This window comes from Serratia sp. T13T92, assembly GCF_047530105.1.
GTDB lineage: Bacteria > Pseudomonadota > Gammaproteobacteria > Enterobacterales > Enterobacteriaceae > Chania > Chania fonticola.
In genome coordinates, this window is sequence record NZ_JBLJAK010000021.1 from 21853 (window position 1) to 36215 (window position 14363).

The window sequence follows — 14363 nt, forward strand, 5'->3', positions numbered from 1 at the left end:
AACCAACGTATCTGAACCGCGGAAGTGACTGCCAGGATGGTGATGAGTCAAGACACGATCCGTGCCTTAAGTTCAACGAGGAGGTAGCGAGTGGCAATAGCTATTATCATCGGCACACACGGGACTGCAGCGGAACAATTGCTGAAAACAGCAGAAATGCTATTGGGTGAGCAAGCCAACGTCGCCTACATAGATTTCGTTCCCGGTGAAAATGCTGAAACGTTAATTGAGAAATACAATGGGAAAATCAGTGAGCTCGATACCAGCGATGGCGTCCTGTTTCTGGTTGATACCTGGGGCGGCAGCCCGTTTAACGCGGCCAGCCGCATCGCAGTAGACAAACCACACTATGAGGTTATCACCGGGGTTAACATTCCCATGCTGGTGGAAACATTCATGGCCCGTGATGACAACCCAAGCTTTGACGAACTGGTCGCGCTGGCGTTGGAAACCGGCCGTGAAGGCGTGAAAGCGCTGAAGAAACCGGTGGAAGAGAGTGTTAAGCCCGTCGCGCCACAAAGTGCCCCTGCCCCAAAAGCCGTTGCGCCCCAAGCGCCTCTCGGCCCCAATGACCATATGAAAATCTGCCTGGCGCGTATCGACGATCGTCTGATCCACGGCCAGGTTGCTACCCGCTGGACCAAAGAGACCAACGTCAGCCGCATCATCGTAGTCAGTGATGAAGTGGCCGCCGACCACGTCCGTAAAACCTTGCTGACTCAGGTTGCTCCTCCAGGCGTTACCGCTCACGTTGTTGACGTGGCAAAGGCGATCCGCGTCTGGAACAACCCGAAATATGCAGGTGAGCGCGTGATGCTGCTGTTCACCAACCCAACCGATGTTTGGCGTCTGGTTGAGGAAGGGGTGAATATCACTTCGGTGAATATCGGTGGTATGGCGTTCCGCCAGGGTAAAACCCAGGTGAATAACGCGGTGTCCGTCGATGAGAAAGACATCGAGGCGTTTAAGAAGTTAAACGAACGCGGGATTGAACTTGAAGTCCGTAAGGTCTCTTCCGACAGTCAGCTAAAAATGATGGACCTGATTAACAAACTCAATTAACGGCAACGTCGTTAATTTTTTACTCAGAGCTGTTTGGTCATATAGGAGAAGTGCAATGGAGATCACCACTCTTCAGATTGTACTGATATTTATCGTTGCCTGTATCGCCGGGATGGGTTCCGTCCTGGATGAGTTTCAATTCCACCGCCCGTTAGTGGCCTGTACGCTGATTGGCTTCGTTCTCGGTGACATCAAAACCGGTATCATCATCGGCGGTACGCTAGAGATGATCGCACTGGGTTGGATGAACATCGGGGCTGCGGTTGCACCCGATGCGGCGTTAGCGTCGATTATTTCCACCATTCTGGTTATCGCCGGTGGGCAAAACATCGGTGCCGGTATTGCCCTGGCGATCCCACTGGCAGCAGCAGGCCAGGTACTGACCATTATCGTGCGTACCATCACAGTGGCCTTCCAGCATGCGGCGGACAAAGCGGCAGAACGGGGTAACCTGAACGGCATTACCGTGATCCACATCGCGGCCCTGCTGGTACAGGCAATGCGTGTCGCAATTCCTGCGGTGATCGTTGCGGTCTCTGTCGGGACAGCTGGCGTCCACGCCCTGCTTAACTCAATTCCGGAAGTGGTCACAGGCGGTCTGAACATCGCCGGTGGCATGATCGTGGTAGTCGGTTACGCGATGGTCATCAACATGATGCGTGCCGGTTATCTGATGCCATTCTTCTACCTGGGCTTCGTTACCGCAGCCTTCACCAACTTTAACCTGGTCGCACTCGGTGTGATCGGTGTGGTGATGGCGGTGCTCTACATCCAGCTCAGCCCTAAATACAACAAGTCTCAGGTGGTTCAGGCCAACCCTGCCGGTGCCAACGACCTCGATAACGAATTGGACTAGGAATAGGTGAAAGAAATGGTTGATACAACGACTCAAAAGAAACTGACACCTGCCGATATTCGAGGCGTATTCGTACGCTCCAACCTGTTCCAAGGTTCATGGAACTTCGAACGTATGCAGGCGCTAGGTTTTTGCTTCTCGATGGTGCCGGTGATCCGTCGCCTGTACCCGGACAATAACGACGAACGCAAACAGGCCATTAAACGCCACCTTGAGTTCTTCAATACACAACCGTTCGTCGCAGCGCCAATCCTTGGCGTAACCATGGCGATGGAAGAACAGCGTGCCAACGGCGCACCGATCGACGATGCGGCCATCAACGGCATCAAAGTAGGTCTGATGGGGCCACTGGCCGGCGTAGGTGACCCAATATTCTGGGGTACCGTTCGCCCGGTATTTGCCGCATTGGGTGCCGGTATTGCCATGAGTGGCAGCCTGCTCGGCCCGCTGTTGTTCTTCGTACTGTTTAACCTGGTGCGCCTGTTGGTTCGTTACTACGGTGTCGCCTACGGCTACCAAAAAGGGGTCGATATCGTTAGCGATATGGGCGGTGGTTTCCTGCAAAAACTGACGGAAGGGGCGTCCATCCTCGGCCTGTTTGTCATGGGGGCCCTGGTTAATAAGTGGACGCACGTCAATATCCCGCTGGTAGTGTCAAAAATTACCGACCAGACCGGGCAAACCCACGTCACCACGGTACAAACCATCCTTGACCAGTTGATGCCTGGCTTGGTACCGCTTCTGCTGACATTCGGTTGTATGTGGCTGCTGCGCAGGAAGGTCAACGCGCTGTGGATCATCATCGGCTTCTTCGCCATTGGTATCTTCGGTTACTGGATTGGTCTGTTAGGTCTGTAATAGCAATTGATAGCCGGGGGGCAACCCCCGGTTTTTTTATTTATGGAGTGGTGAGATGTCGCTGACCGATGGCGTAATACTGATTTTTATTCTGCTGATGCTGGCGTATGCGCTGTATGACGAGTTCGGCATGAACCTGCTGAAAGGAAAAACGCTGTTAAAGGTGCAGCTCAAGCGGGGTAACCGGTTGGACTGCCTGATCTTCGTCGGTCTGATCGCTATCCTGATCTACCGCAACCTGGTCGAGCAGGGAGCGCCGATAACTACCTACCTGCTAATTTCCCTGGCCATGATTGCGGTATATATCTCCTATATCCGCAAGCCCAAAATGTTGTTTAAAACCGCCGGTTTCTTCTATGCCAATGCGTTTATTGACTATCGACGCATCAAAGCCATGAATTTATCCGAAGATGGCATTCTGGTTATCGACTTAGAAAAGCGCCGGTTATTAATCCAGGTTACACACCTGGATGACCTGGAAAAAATCTATCATTTTTTCCTTGAAAATAAATGAGTTAAAAACCTCCCCGCCCCATCCTGATTAATTAACAATGATTTTTTCGGGTAATTAATCAGCATGGCTGGTGTTTTTTCTGCTTATTATTTCCACACCATTGATGCAACTATCGCCATTATTACCCTCAACAAACGCGTTAATGAAAATAAGTCTCAATTTCACCCAATACCCCGGTGAAATTAAACGTTGTCCGCAGCAAAAATATTATGGTATGGTTGCGCCGTCATTGGGGAGTAGCCGGTTTCTGGGGAGTCATAACCAGAAACGCCCGTATCAACATACTCGTTTCGTCAGCGAAACGTGGTGCGGGCAGCCAGGTAGGTTGGCGAGACCATAGGCACGTAACTCCGTCGTATGGTTGGGGGTGGGTTACGTGTATATGGAGCCACCCGGCCGAGACTATTTCAATGAACCTTTCAGCAACTCTTATCCTGGCTTTTGGCATGTCTATGGACGCGTTTGCCGCGTCGATCGGCAAAGGTGCCACTCTGCATCAACCGCGTTTTCGCGAAGCTATCCGTACCGGTCTGATCTTTGGCATCATTGAAGCCATTACTCCGCTTATCGGCTGGGGCATCGGTCTGTTTGCCAGCCAATACATCATGGAATGGGACCACTGGGTCGCCTTTAGCCTGCTGTTTATCCTTGGCGCACGCATGATCGTTGAAGGGGTGAAAAACAAGCCGGAAGAAGAGAAAGTCAATCGTCATGGTTTCTGGGTGCTGGTTGCTACGGCTATTGCCACCAGTCTGGATGCGATGGCAATCGGTGTGGGGCTGGCATTCCTGCAGGTTAATATCCTGCATACCGCGATGGCGATAGGTATGGCGACCATGATCATGGCTACGCTGGGGATGATGGTTGGCCGGTTTATCGGCCCGCTGCTGGGCAAGCGCGCAGAAATTCTTGGCGGCGTGGTGCTGATCGGGATTGGCTTTAATATCTTGCTGGAGCACTTGGGCTACCTGGCTTAATCCTTGGCGGCAAAGAATACTCCCTCACCCTAACCCTCTCCCCAAGGAGAGGGAACCGACCGAGCTCGTTGATCTTTCGGCGTAATACCTTAACTTTCTTGCTTTTACTCCCTACTTTCCGAAGCTACACGGGCCAATTACCTACTCCGGGCAGCTCCCTCTCCCTATGTGAGAGGGTTAGAGTGAGGGGCAACCGGTTAACATTGATGCCACTCAGCCCCGGCGGTACAAGCGGATGGCGAAATCCGTCTCACAGGCAAAGGTGGCCATGTCGAGCAAACCTTGCTGCACTTCCGGCGAAGCGCGCCAGGCAAACGGCGTCATCTGCAACAGATTGGCAGCCTGCTCACCCGGCAACATCATTGGATAAGCCAAAGACTCGGCCAATTCACAGCTGAAGCCCTCAAGCTGCTCATCATGCTCCGCATGCAATTGAACCTCCTGATAAACCTGCTGTTTTAGCTGATAAAGGTGCCGCGGCCCCGGTGACACTGTCACAACCACCCCACCCGGCTTGACGACCCGCGCCAATTCCTCGGCTTTACAGGGTGCATAGATACGTAACACAGCATCTAGCGACGCGTCGGCAAACGGTAGGCGATGACTGGAAGCCACGCAGAAAGAGACCGTCGGGTAGCGTTTGGCCGCCGAGCGGATAGCCACCTTGGCAACATCCAGGCCATACACCGCTACGGTCCGTTCCTGAGACAAGCGTGCCGCCACGGCGGCCGTGTAATAGCCTTCACCACAGCCAATATCCAGCAGTGCCTGTGGCTCAATAGGCAAAGTGCTGGCTAACAGTTCAGCTACCCACTGTTGCAACGGCTGGTAGTAGCCCCCGTCAAGAAATGCGCGGCGGGCCTGCATCATCTCGGCACTGTCACCCGGCTGTTTAGAACGCTTGTGTTGCACCGGCATTAAGTTGACGTACCCTTCTTTAGCACGGTCGAATTGATGGTTATTTTCGCAACGCCACTGTTGGTTTGCGAAATCAAGCGGTTGGAAACACAGGGGGCACTGATAAGACATGGATGAGATCCCAGAGAGAGATGGCGCGGGTAGTCTAAAGAAGGCTGGTGTACGATGCAAGGTGGATGCCCATCTGCCACTAGCCAAGTGATTCAAAAGCTGGCTACACTGAATGTCTCCTCTCAGCCACAGGCAAAGACGTTCTATGACCGACTATTCCCCGCTGCTCAGCGGCGTTCCTGGCATCGCTCATGGCTTTGGCAATAAAGGTGCCCTACTGCCAACGCCGTTACTGCCCTATCGCGACACGCTGCCTGAGAAAAAACAGGTACACGGTACTCGCATAGTCGATATCCATCAGGCGGGCCAGCAATGCGGTGAAGCCGATGGCTTCTTTACCCGCGAGCCAGGGATCCTGATCAGCGTATTAACCGCAGACTGCCTGCCGGTGATTTTCAGCCGTAAAGACGGTAGCGCCATTGCTGCGGTACACGCAGGCTGGCGCGGCCTGCTGGATGGCATTCTGGAGCAAATGGCCAAACGTATCAGCCTGGACGACAATACCGCCAACTGGGTGGCCTCCATCGGCCCCGCTGCGGGCGCTTGCTGCTATCAGGTTAACCAGGAGCTGGTCGAACAGTTTCAACAGGCGCTGCCCTTGCCAGCAGAGCTGATCAGCCCGACCCACCGCCATCTGGATCTGGCCGCCATCGCCGTAAACAAGCTCAATGCCCTGGGATTCGCCGCAGTCGATCACGCAGGCTCTTGCACCATCTGCACGCTCAACAACGACCCACGGCAGCCCCAGCGCTTTAAATACACCAGCTATCGCCGCAACAGCCATCGCCGCGCGCAAGATCCCAATCATCCGGGGATTAAAGGCCGTAATCAGTATTCCGGCATCATCATCACAGGATGATATTCATCGACGCCAAAAACGAAAAAACCCGCACTAAGGCGGGTTTTTTGTTCAGCTGACGCTGATTAGATTGCAGTAACGTTTACTGCAGATGGGCCTTTCTGGCCATCTTGGATTTCGAACTCAACGTTCTGGCCTTCAGCCAGGGTTTTGAAACCGTTACCCTGGATTGCAGAGAAGTGTACGAACACGTCTTTGCTGCCGTCAGCTGGGGTGATGAAACCGAAACCTTTAGACTCGTTGAACCACTTAACTTGACCTTTGATCTTTGCCATCTTGAGTATTTCCTTTGGATTGTTTAAACCGCCCGTAGGCGTTACATAGACAAACTAGAGTCGTTACTGCTTGAGGCACTAAGATAAGGATCGGCAGAGAAGCGGTATTCAACGCTAACGTCTTTACTCAGAACTTCTTTACTGAAAATGCCACACATATACAGAACTGTACCTCGTTTTACCCAAGTGCGTTATCACATACTCTGGAATCGATGGCAAGCCATTTTTAATCACTCATGGACGTGTCGCACATATTTGAAACGGTCAGCCGCAAGAATAGCTTAAATAGGGCAAAAGAGGTTGAAGCCTTGGCTATTTTCTGCTTTGTAAAGAAGCCGCGCTGTACTCCGCGTGGCGCCTCAGTTTTAACAATTCTTTCAACTCGGCAGCGAGCGATTTTCACCACATATAAGCCGCGGACAGGCTAAAGAACGTAAAAAAATTTGAATCTTTATGGAATTTTATATGCAACTATTGAATATCGATGACCGGGGACCAAACGGCCAACTGATCCGACCTTTAGCTAGCAAAGCCTGTCATAGCAGGATAGTTCTGCTTTGGCCAGCCACAACAGAATCGTTCACTCAGGCCAAAAAGCTCACGCAGGCCAGTGCATAATCATGCAGCGAGCCAAATTTTGCACCAAGAAAGTGCAAGCGGACGAAATAGCCACCCTATCCTGCAAGTTTATATCCGTAGCTAAGTTAGTAAGGATAAAAACAAATAATAAAAATACCACCTACCCACTCTGCGGCTATTTCCGCCGAAGATTAACGAAATCGCCAAGGCATTTTTTTCACTAATCTTGGCGTGACTGTTTTATCCATTACCCGCCGTAAACCCCGCAAAGCCGCACCACGCCAAGCGCCATCCGATGCGGGGTACACCGCAACCCCATGATACTCATTAGGAGTTAGGGCTAACCTCTAGATGTTCACCAATCTTCAACGGATAAAAACGGTGCTGTTCAACCCCGGCCTCGCGTAGTGCCAGGCTGAGTTGCGCAGGTGGTTCATCCAACGATTCATCGGCCAATTCAAACACCCCCCAATGGATAGGGATCACTCTGGGTTCATTCAATTGCTGATACAGCCTCACCGACTGCTGCGGGTCCATATGCTGCTCTTGCATGAACCATCTTGGGGCGTAAGCACCAATGGGCAGCGCCGCGATATCGAACGGCCCAAGGCGGGTGCCGATATCGACCAACCGCTCGCTGTAACCGCTGTCGCCAGAAAAATAAAAACGCAGCGCCGGGTGATGGATCACCCAGCCACACCATAGAGAACGATTGCGATCCCACGGTGTACGCATGCTCCAGTGGCGTGCTGGCGTGGCGTAGACCGTCATTTCGTCCAGAGTCAGGCTCTCCCACCAATCCAGTTCGACCACCCGTTTGGCCGGATAATGGCTGAACCAGCGTTTGAGGCCCAGCGGTACAACGAAAGTGGCATTGCGAAAGCGTTTGGTCAGTTCCCTGATGGTTTGACGATCCAGATGGTCGTAGTGATTATGGGAAATCAGCACCACATCTACCGCCGGCAGCTGCTTTACCGTTAGCGGAGGCGGTGTCTTGCGATGTGGGCCGTAGAAACTCACAGGGGATGCCCTTGGCGACAGTACCGGATCGATCAGCACATGGCGGCCCCCCAGGCGCAACAGCAGAGAAGCATGGCCCAACCACCAGACGCGGTCCTGTTCGCCGCTCAGATCGGCAGCTTGCCACCAGTTGGCGATAAACTGCTCGTAGCCTGCTTGAGGAGGTTTGGGCAGACCGAGCTTCTTGCGTTCGTCTTGCCAGCGCTTCAGATCCCCGGCCTGGTGTAACGACGGCTCCGGGTTGCAGAATCCCTGTGGCGTATGATGCGCTTTGCTGGCATCGTAATATTTGTTGGTTATTTTCAACCCATTCTCTCCCTGTAGTACCATAGTGGTGCCGCAATCGTTACAAGATTGCCTACCCAATAGCTTATAGTATCGCAATGACAAACAACTGACCTTTTTGCGGATGTTGTTGTCATAGCCAGAGTAAGAAGGCCAAGGTCGCCAAGAACCTGTTAAGCCTTTCTTAAGAACCTTGTGATTTACTTACTAGGACATTCTGAAAAAGGAGGAGTTATGAGCCGGACTGCATCAGGCAAGTCACGCGTTCGTATGGGCCGCTATCGCCGAGCGCTGACTACGCAAGGGCAATACTGGAAAATGTATCTGGCAATGAAGCTGCGCCGGCTACGCGTACCGTCACCGCTGCTGTTACTGGCAAGCACCCTGGCAGGCTTTTTTATGCTGGGCCTGCTGATGCTTAGCGTGGTGGTGATTGATGTTATCAGCACCCTGTTCCTGCTGTGCAGAAAGCTGCTGCGGCTGGGGCGCCACCATCAGGGCAATGCCGTCGCCCGTTAACCGTTTGGAGGCGCTGCGGCGCCTCCAACGTGAATACTACCTCTTGTTACCACCCGCCTTTTTACGCCGGGTCAGCAAAAATCCAACCCACAACAACAGTACCCAAACCGGCATCAACAGAACGGAGATGCGGATCCCCGGGCTGAAGTACATGATCACCAGGATCAACGACAGGAACACCAGGCACAGATAGTTGCCAAACGGATACCATAGCGACCTAAAGCTGGTGATCACCCCTTGGCGATCCTTGGCCGCGCGGAATTTCAGGTGCGCCAGGCAAATCATCACCCAGTTAATCACCAACGTAGAGACCACCAGCGCCATCAGCAAGCCAAACGCCTCGCCGGGCATGACGTAGTTAATCAATACGCCTACCGACGTGGCCAACGCCGATAACGCGATAGACAGCACCGGTACGCCACGTTTGTTGACTTTGGTCAGCGCCTTGGGTGCGTTGCCCTGTGTCGCCAGGCCAAACAGCATCCGGCTATTGCAATATACGCCGCTGTTGTAGACCGACAGCGCCGCCGTCAGTACCACCACGTTGAGCATGGTCGCCACCAGGTTGCTGTTGAGCGCATGGAAGATCATCACAAACGGACTGCCCCCTTCCACAACCTTGCCCCAAGGATAAAGCGACAGCAGCACCGTCAACGAGCCGATATAGAAGATCAGGATACGATACACCACCTGATTGGTGGCTTTAGGAATGCTACGGCGTGGATCGGCGGCTTCTGCTGCGGTGATGCCCACCATTTCCAGCCCACCGAACGAGAACATGATCACCGCCATCGCCATCACCAGGCCGCTGATGCCGTGCGGCATAAAGCCGCCCTGATCCCACAGGTTACTAATGCTGGCTTCCGGGCCACCGTTACCGCTGGCCAACAGGTAGGCGCCAAATACGATCATCCCCAGGATCGCCGCCACCTTGATGATGGCAAACCAGAACTCGGTTTCCCCATACAGGCGTACGTTCACCAGATTGACCAGGTTGATCACGACGAAGAAAACCGCCGCCGATGCCCAGGTTGGGATTTCTGGCCACCAGTATTGAATATAAATCCCTACCGCGGTCAGTTCCGCCATACCGACCAGGATAAACATCGCCCAGTAGTTCCAACCGGATAAGAAACCGGCAAAGTCCCCCCAATATTTATAGGCAAAATGGCTAAAGGAACCGGCCACCGGCTCTTCCACTACCATCTCCCCTAGCTGGCGCATGATCAAAAAGGCAATAAAACCGCCAATCGCATAGCCCAGCAGCACGGAAGGCCCGGCCATCTGAATGGTTTGTGCAATACCCAGGAATAGACCGGTACCGATGGCACCTCCCAGGGCAATAAGTTGTATATGTCTGTTTTTTAAACCGCGTTTTAGCGGGGTATCCTGAAGCTGACCGCCCATCTTATCCTCGTCCGGCTGAGTATCCAGGCTGCATTGCGCAAGATATCGCCAACCAATAAATAAACCTGCGGGCGTTTTAACACTTAACCTTTCAGGCATCAAGGATTAGAGCCCGGCGATCGTTAACCGGGCCAGAGGGTTGCAGGAGGTTTGCTACGCCAGCTAGCTTGGCATACCGCACAGTTTGCTGAGGTTACGTGCGCCGATCATCAGCGTCGCCACATAGGATTGACGGCGGGTGATGACCTCAACCGCCACGCGATCGTTTTGATACTTTATCAGGTAGGTTGAGGGCCAGCCTTGTCGGTGCAGCCCATAGCTTTTGGCATGACAATCGATCGCCGCATGGGCAATCACTAAATGAGAGAGAGTGGTATCACCTTTGATAATGCGTTTCATAAAACAGTCTCCGTCAGCGACAGGTCCATTGTCAGAATAAGGCGGTGTCTCATCATTACGGGTCATCTACATTATCGACTAACATTTGATTTATTGCGCTTGCTGACTCAATAAAAAACAGATCATTGCGGCACGCAACGGGCTATGACTGCCAGCCTGCCACTCCCCTTGCTGGGTGATCATACTGGCTTGCCACTGTGGCTGGTCACTTTGTTCGGGGGCATTGAGGCTTATTTTGTTGGCGCAGATAATCGGCCAGGCATCGGAGGGGTTCTTGCAGTAGTCTTTCCCTTTCACGCCGCCGTAAGGGTACCATTTGTCGGGATTTTCCCCGGTGATTAACGCAATGCTGCGGTTTACTTCGGCGTCGCTTTCTTCGTACCATCTAATCATTGCTGACATCCATCTTTCGTAGAGTTGGCGCTACATTACGATGCCAATACGACAGATTTATGACAGCCTGCGGGCCTTTTACATTATTTCTACTAACGGATGACTTGATTATGTTGCTGGGTCTCAACCACCTGACGCTTGCGGTAAGTGAGGTAGAACGCAGCTTTCGCTTTTATGTGGAGGTGCTGGGGTTTACCCCCAAAGCCCGCTGGCATCAAGGTGCCTATCTTACATTGGGTGAACTGTGGCTATGCCTGTCACTGGATGATGCCCGAAGAGATCGGACGTCGAGTGACTATACACATTACGCGTTTACCGTGGCGCCGGAGAATTTTACCCTCATTGTGGAGCGTTTGCGCAAATCAGGCGTACAGGAGTGGAAGAGTAATCACAGTGAGGGCGAATCTTGCTACTTTCTCGATCCCGATCGGCACGCGCTGGAAATTCACTGTGGCGATCTGGCAAGCCGGTTGGCAGCCTGCCGGGAGAAACCCTATCAGGGGATGGTGTTTTACTGAAACGGAATGGTGAGAAGGCGATCCGGTTAAAACTGAAACTGAGATAACCGACGTGTCCTTAACCTTCTCACCAAATGAGGTGCGCGATTAACGCTCTGGGATAAACCCTTTATAACTCAGTGCCGGGCTAAGGTCATCATCATAATCGTCAACCGATGCCTTGTCCCCTCGGGCGGTTTGCACCAACGTTTTTAACAGTGCAGTTTGCTGACGCTGTTGCTCGGCGATTTCCTGCAACAGCTGGATCTGTTCGTTGGCACGTACGCTGGCGCGATTCACGATGAACCAGACCCACAGGCCAAGCAATACAGCCAACACCACAACGGCGATGGAAATCAGGCCGGACGGGCCAGAAGCTAAATCAAACATGGACAACCCTATCTACTCTACTGCCTCAACCAAGCCGATATAGTAACATTCTCACCAAGGCCAGGGACAAGTTTGCGAAAAATTGTTATTTCGCCATGTTACCAGGGAACAATACGCGTGATAGAGCAAATGCCCAGTGCAAACTTCCCACCTTGATCGCAATAGCTATCCAGAGCCAGCAGATAGAAAAGCAAGCAGGCAACCAGCGTTGCCGCTATCACCAGCAGTTTTTTACGCCCCAAACCTTAGCAGCCTTATGATTATGTTGTTAACCTAATCATCAATGCTAGCATAGGCAACTTAAACGAAGTTTAACCGGCCGTTTAGATTTCCCTGTCCATCAGGGGCAGAAGATAACCCGGTTACTCGCGGTTAAACTTCATCTCAATCAGCGCAATCGCTTTTTCAATCGCCCGCTTGGTGATTGGATCGGCCCCGGCCGGGTGGCTGCTAAAATCGATACTCTTGAGCTGGCTGGCCATTTTGTCCCGTACTTCGGTCGGCGCGATCACGTCGATCACATCCAGGATCTGCTTGATAACCAGTTGGCAGGCAACCAGATCGGAAACCAGTTCTTGATCGTTGCTCAGTGCGCTAGACATAATTTTTCCTCTGTTGATTTAAACGCGGCAAAGAATACCACGCCGTTTTGCATTTTGCCGCAGGCGTTCCGCCCTGAATTTTCGGCAATAATACGCATGCCTTGCAAAAACCAGCGGCAGAATTGTGGCCTATACTAGGCTGTGCCTCACACTCAACAGGAGAGCAATCATGGCAAATCATAATGTGAAATCTTGGGCGACAGTGCGTGAAACCTCGGTAGAAATTGCCGAAGCGATCTTTGAGTTGGCCGGTAATGATGAGGTTTTGGCGCAAAAAATTTGGGAAGAAGGCAGCGACGAGGTGTTACCGCTGGCGTTCAGTAAAACCGAAGCCGACCAACTGTACTGGGGCGAAGAGACCATCGAGCGTAAAAACGTCTGAGGCCCCTCACCCCAACCCTCTCCCACAGGGAGAGGGAGTTAGTACAGCGATGTAGTCAAGTACCGTGATCGATCCGTTTCCCTCCATAAAAAGCGCTGATTCAGTGCCGTGGTCAGGTAAGTTTCTGCAACTGATAGCAAACTCGATCGCCCCTTTGGCCAAGGTGAGTCAGCCGATGCTCATGATGAATCACTACACTTTCACTCGGCGATAAAGCGCTCAAGACGATGACGTAGCTGAGCGTTCTCCCTGCGCAACTGTTCAATCTCATCAAGCAGCGTCAGTGCCACCGCAATGCCGGGCCAATCCAGAGCCAGTTCACGTTGCAGACGCTGGGCGCGATTAAACGCCGCCACCGCCCCATCATCAAACAGCCAATCATCCACCGTCAGATCGCGGGGCTGGATCACTCCCAACCCGACCACCTCGGCCAGTTCACTTTCCGTTACGCCGGTATGCAGGCAAAACTCGGTAATGGTAAGGGTTATCTGTAGCTTGGCCATTATGCTTTACTCCATTGCGTACGAGGATCGAAGGCCTGATTCGCCTCGGCCAGTCGTTGCCAGAGTGCGGCGCTGTCTGCATCGGGTTTGGCAGGCATGACAATCTTGATCACCGCATACAAGTTGCCGGTCTCTTTTTTGCTGACCAGCCCCTTCCCTTTGACGCGTAACCGCTGCCCGGTCTGGCTCCCCGCAGGGATGGTCAACAGGATATTGTCCGCCAGCGTGGGGACAGAAACCTTGGTGCCCAACGCAGCCTCCCAAGGTGCCAAGGGCAGAACGATTTCCAGATCGTGCCCGATCACCTCAAACAACGGATGCGGTGCCAGCTGAATGATCAGGTACAAATCGCCATTGGCTCCGCCAGCCATACCCGGCACACCTTGGCCTTTCACGCGGATACGCTCCCCGTCTGCCACGCCCGCCGGGATTTTCACGTTCAGGGTTTTAGCGATCTCTTTCTCTGTCTGACCAAATGCGTTGTACACCGGCACCTTATAGCTCAGGGTGCGGGTTTGCTCAGTAAGGGTTTCCTCCAGGAACAGCGCCACGCCGATCTCAACATCCTGCCCACGGGCAGCACGCGGTTGGCCCTGCTGGCGGCCACGCGCACGCTGGCCAAACATAGAGGAGAAGATGTCGGAGAAATCCTCGGCACCACCATACTCTTCACGCCGGGTCTGGCGGCCGAAGTTGGGTTCGTTTCGATGCAGCCGCATTTGGTCATATTCGGCCCGGCGTTCGCTGTCTTTCAGCACTTCATAGGCTTCTGCGACTTCTTTGAAGCGCGTTTCGGCATCGGGCTCGGTACTGACATCGGGGTGATATTTGCGTGCCAGGCGGCGGTAGGCGGTTTTGATAGCCTTGATATCATCTGAGGGTTTAACCTCTAGAATGGCGTAGTAATCCTTGATTTCCATAATGCTATGGTCTCTTTACTGTGGCCGGAAAAGTGGA

General features: G+C 52.9%; 21 protein-coding genes and 1 riboswitch. Of the genes, 9 read left to right on the forward strand and 12 right to left on the reverse strand.

Features of this window, described 5'->3' with window-relative positions; all coding sequences use genetic code 11:
* Positions 1 to 90 precede the first annotated feature (90 nt).
* The 5 genes from manX (at position 91) to mntP (ending at position 4267) form a co-directional block, all read left to right on the forward strand.
* Positions 91 to 1062 carry a PTS mannose transporter subunit IIAB gene (gene manX, locus ACMV5I_RS18455; protein ID WP_121607120.1) on the forward strand — a complete coding sequence of 324 codons (972 nt, stop codon included), beginning with the start codon at positions 91 to 93 and terminating at the stop codon, positions 1060 to 1062.
* A gap of 55 nt (positions 1063 to 1117) precedes the next feature.
* Complete coding sequence (locus ACMV5I_RS18460; protein WP_021181036.1) at positions 1118 to 1918, forward strand: PTS mannose/fructose/sorbose transporter subunit IIC; 801 nt, start codon at positions 1118 to 1120, stop codon at positions 1916 to 1918.
* Positions 1919 to 1933: 15 nt separating this feature from the next.
* Positions 1934 to 2776, forward strand: a complete 843-nt coding sequence (locus ACMV5I_RS18465) for a PTS mannose transporter subunit IID (RefSeq protein ID WP_046808324.1) — start codon at positions 1934 to 1936, stop codon at positions 2774 to 2776.
* Positions 2777 to 2831: 55 nt separating this feature from the next.
* Positions 2832 to 3290, forward strand: a complete 459-nt coding sequence (locus tag ACMV5I_RS18470; protein WP_202728475.1) for a DUF986 family protein — start codon at positions 2832 to 2834, stop codon at positions 3288 to 3290.
* A gap of 219 nt (positions 3291 to 3509) precedes the next feature.
* Positions 3510 to 3688, forward strand: a riboswitch (yybP-ykoY riboswitch).
* Positions 3689 to 3700: 12 nt separating this feature from the next.
* A complete protein-coding gene (gene mntP, locus ACMV5I_RS18475) occupies positions 3701 to 4267 on the forward strand; it encodes a manganese efflux pump MntP (RefSeq protein WP_024487163.1) in 567 nt (188 codons plus the stop codon).
* Between the two features lie 213 nt (positions 4268 to 4480).
* On the opposite strand, the gene rlmA is transcribed toward mntP, so the two are convergent.
* Positions 4481 to 5296, reverse strand: a complete 816-nt coding sequence (gene rlmA / locus ACMV5I_RS18480) for a 23S rRNA (guanine(745)-N(1))-methyltransferase (protein ID WP_414825011.1) — start codon at positions 5294 to 5296, stop codon at positions 4481 to 4483.
* A 145-nt stretch (positions 5297 to 5441) separates the two neighbouring features.
* On the opposite strand from rlmA, the gene pgeF reads away from it, so the two are divergent.
* The gene (pgeF, locus tag ACMV5I_RS18485) at positions 5442 to 6155 is read left to right on the forward strand and encodes a peptidoglycan editing factor PgeF (RefSeq protein WP_414825012.1); all 714 of its coding nucleotides are present in this window, start codon (positions 5442 to 5444) and stop codon (positions 6153 to 6155) included.
* 65 nt (positions 6156 to 6220) lie between these two features.
* Here pgeF and cspE read toward each other — a convergent pair whose 3' ends face one another.
* The 3 genes from cspE to ACMV5I_RS18500 all read right to left on the reverse strand — a co-directional run bounded on the left by cspE (position 6221) and on the right by ACMV5I_RS18500 (position 8335).
* Entirely contained in the window at positions 6221 to 6430 is a 210-nt protein-coding gene (cspE, locus tag ACMV5I_RS18490; RefSeq protein ID WP_002221949.1) for a transcription antiterminator/RNA stability regulator CspE, read from the reverse strand.
* 41 nt (positions 6431 to 6471) lie between these two features.
* Entirely contained in the window at positions 6472 to 6588 is a 117-nt protein-coding gene (locus tag ACMV5I_RS18495; RefSeq protein ID WP_002211058.1) for a DUF2627 domain-containing protein, read from the reverse strand.
* Positions 6589 to 7336: 748 nt separating this feature from the next.
* Complete coding sequence (locus ACMV5I_RS18500) at positions 7337 to 8335, reverse strand: MBL fold metallo-hydrolase (protein ID WP_202671405.1); 999 nt, start codon at positions 8333 to 8335, stop codon at positions 7337 to 7339.
* A gap of 213 nt (positions 8336 to 8548) precedes the next feature.
* Here ACMV5I_RS18500 and ACMV5I_RS18505 point away from each other — a divergent pair, with 213 nt between their 5' ends.
* Positions 8549 to 8833: a hypothetical protein gene (locus tag ACMV5I_RS18505; RefSeq protein ID WP_065684260.1), complete on the forward strand. Its 285-nt coding sequence runs from the start codon at positions 8549 to 8551 to the stop codon at positions 8831 to 8833.
* 36 nt (positions 8834 to 8869) lie between these two features.
* On the opposite strand, the gene ACMV5I_RS18510 is transcribed toward ACMV5I_RS18505, so the two are convergent.
* The 3 genes from ACMV5I_RS18510 to ACMV5I_RS18520 form a co-directional block, all read right to left on the reverse strand.
* Complete coding sequence (locus tag ACMV5I_RS18510) at positions 8870 to 10240, reverse strand: amino acid permease (protein WP_024486480.1); 1371 nt, start codon at positions 10238 to 10240, stop codon at positions 8870 to 8872.
* Positions 10241 to 10402: 162 nt separating this feature from the next.
* Positions 10403 to 10639, reverse strand: coding sequence for a DUF4060 family protein (locus tag ACMV5I_RS18515; RefSeq protein WP_021181027.1), 237 nt, complete (start codon positions 10637 to 10639; stop codon positions 10403 to 10405).
* A gap of 90 nt (positions 10640 to 10729) precedes the next feature.
* The gene (locus ACMV5I_RS18520) at positions 10730 to 11032 is read right to left on the reverse strand and encodes a phage protein NinX family protein (RefSeq protein ID WP_024486479.1); all 303 of its coding nucleotides are present in this window, start codon (positions 11030 to 11032) and stop codon (positions 10730 to 10732) included.
* Between the two features lie 110 nt (positions 11033 to 11142).
* Here ACMV5I_RS18520 and fos point away from each other — a divergent pair, with 110 nt between their 5' ends.
* Positions 11143 to 11550, forward strand: coding sequence for a fosfomycin resistance glutathione transferase (gene fos / locus ACMV5I_RS18525; protein WP_121607125.1), 408 nt, complete (start codon positions 11143 to 11145; stop codon positions 11548 to 11550).
* A gap of 87 nt (positions 11551 to 11637) precedes the next feature.
* Here fos and ACMV5I_RS18530 read toward each other — a convergent pair whose 3' ends face one another.
* The 3 genes from ACMV5I_RS18530 to ACMV5I_RS18540 form a co-directional block, all read right to left on the reverse strand.
* Positions 11638 to 11919, reverse strand: a complete 282-nt coding sequence (locus tag ACMV5I_RS18530; RefSeq protein WP_024531216.1) for a YebO family protein — start codon at positions 11917 to 11919, stop codon at positions 11638 to 11640.
* A gap of 98 nt (positions 11920 to 12017) precedes the next feature.
* Entirely contained in the window at positions 12018 to 12161 is a 144-nt protein-coding gene (locus ACMV5I_RS18535; protein WP_237734150.1) for a PhoP/PhoQ regulator MgrB, read from the reverse strand.
* A gap of 120 nt (positions 12162 to 12281) precedes the next feature.
* The gene (locus ACMV5I_RS18540) at positions 12282 to 12521 is read right to left on the reverse strand and encodes a DUF2766 family protein (RefSeq protein ID WP_021181023.1); all 240 of its coding nucleotides are present in this window, start codon (positions 12519 to 12521) and stop codon (positions 12282 to 12284) included.
* A gap of 169 nt (positions 12522 to 12690) precedes the next feature.
* On the opposite strand from ACMV5I_RS18540, the gene ACMV5I_RS18545 reads away from it, so the two are divergent.
* Positions 12691 to 12903, forward strand: a complete 213-nt coding sequence (locus ACMV5I_RS18545) for a YccJ family protein (protein ID WP_021181021.1) — start codon at positions 12691 to 12693, stop codon at positions 12901 to 12903.
* A 200-nt stretch (positions 12904 to 13103) separates the two neighbouring features.
* On the opposite strand, the gene cbpM is transcribed toward ACMV5I_RS18545, so the two are convergent.
* Complete coding sequence (gene cbpM, locus ACMV5I_RS18550; RefSeq protein ID WP_021181020.1) at positions 13104 to 13406, reverse strand: chaperone modulator CbpM; 303 nt, start codon at positions 13404 to 13406, stop codon at positions 13104 to 13106.
* On the reverse strand, positions 13406 to 14326 hold the full coding sequence (gene cbpA, locus ACMV5I_RS18555) for a curved DNA-binding protein (protein WP_021805649.1): 921 nt from the start codon (positions 14324 to 14326) through the stop codon (positions 13406 to 13408). The genes cbpM and cbpA overlap by 1 nt, the downstream gene beginning before the upstream one ends.
* Positions 14327 to 14363 lie beyond the last annotated feature (37 nt).

What these genes read in the sequence shown, in the direction of transcription:
- mntP (WP_024487163.1), top strand. Translation starts at nt 3,701, where the DNA reads ATGAACCTTTCAGCAACTCTTATCCTGGCTTTTGGCATGTCTATGGAC.
- ACMV5I_RS18515 (WP_021181027.1), bottom strand. Translation starts at nt 10,639, where the DNA reads ATGAAACGCATTATCAAAGGTGATACCACTCTCTCTCATTTAGTGATT.
- cspE (WP_002221949.1), bottom strand. Translation starts at nt 6,430, where the DNA reads ATGGCAAAGATCAAAGGTCAAGTTAAGTGGTTCAACGAGTCTAAAGGT.
- ACMV5I_RS18495 (WP_002211058.1), bottom strand. Translation starts at nt 6,588, where the DNA reads ATGTGTGGCATTTTCAGTAAAGAAGTTCTGAGTAAAGACGTTAGCGTT.
- ACMV5I_RS18460 (WP_021181036.1), top strand. Translation starts at nt 1,118, where the DNA reads ATGGAGATCACCACTCTTCAGATTGTACTGATATTTATCGTTGCCTGT.
- cbpA (WP_021805649.1), bottom strand. Translation starts at nt 14,326, where the DNA reads ATGGAAATCAAGGATTACTACGCCATTCTAGAGGTTAAACCCTCAGAT.
- cbpM (WP_021181020.1), bottom strand. Translation starts at nt 13,406, where the DNA reads ATGGCCAAGCTACAGATAACCCTTACCATTACCGAGTTTTGCCTGCAT.
- pgeF (WP_414825012.1), top strand. Translation starts at nt 5,442, where the DNA reads ATGACCGACTATTCCCCGCTGCTCAGCGGCGTTCCTGGCATCGCTCAT.
- ACMV5I_RS18530 (WP_024531216.1), bottom strand. Translation starts at nt 11,919, where the DNA reads ATGTTTGATTTAGCTTCTGGCCCGTCCGGCCTGATTTCCATCGCCGTT.
- ACMV5I_RS18545 (WP_021181021.1), top strand. Translation starts at nt 12,691, where the DNA reads ATGGCAAATCATAATGTGAAATCTTGGGCGACAGTGCGTGAAACCTCG.
- rlmA (WP_414825011.1), bottom strand. Translation starts at nt 5,296, where the DNA reads ATGTCTTATCAGTGCCCCCTGTGTTTCCAACCGCTTGATTTCGCAAAC.
- ACMV5I_RS18505 (WP_065684260.1), top strand. Translation starts at nt 8,549, where the DNA reads ATGAGCCGGACTGCATCAGGCAAGTCACGCGTTCGTATGGGCCGCTAT.
- ACMV5I_RS18465 (WP_046808324.1), top strand. Translation starts at nt 1,934, where the DNA reads ATGGTTGATACAACGACTCAAAAGAAACTGACACCTGCCGATATTCGA.
- fos (WP_121607125.1), top strand. Translation starts at nt 11,143, where the DNA reads ATGTTGCTGGGTCTCAACCACCTGACGCTTGCGGTAAGTGAGGTAGAA.
- ACMV5I_RS18470 (WP_202728475.1), top strand. Translation starts at nt 2,832, where the DNA reads ATGTCGCTGACCGATGGCGTAATACTGATTTTTATTCTGCTGATGCTG.
- ACMV5I_RS18510 (WP_024486480.1), bottom strand. Translation starts at nt 10,240, where the DNA reads ATGGGCGGTCAGCTTCAGGATACCCCGCTAAAACGCGGTTTAAAAAAC.
- ACMV5I_RS18520 (WP_024486479.1), bottom strand. Translation starts at nt 11,032, where the DNA reads ATGATTAGATGGTACGAAGAAAGCGACGCCGAAGTAAACCGCAGCATT.
- ACMV5I_RS18540 (WP_021181023.1), bottom strand. Translation starts at nt 12,521, where the DNA reads ATGTCTAGCGCACTGAGCAACGATCAAGAACTGGTTTCCGATCTGGTT.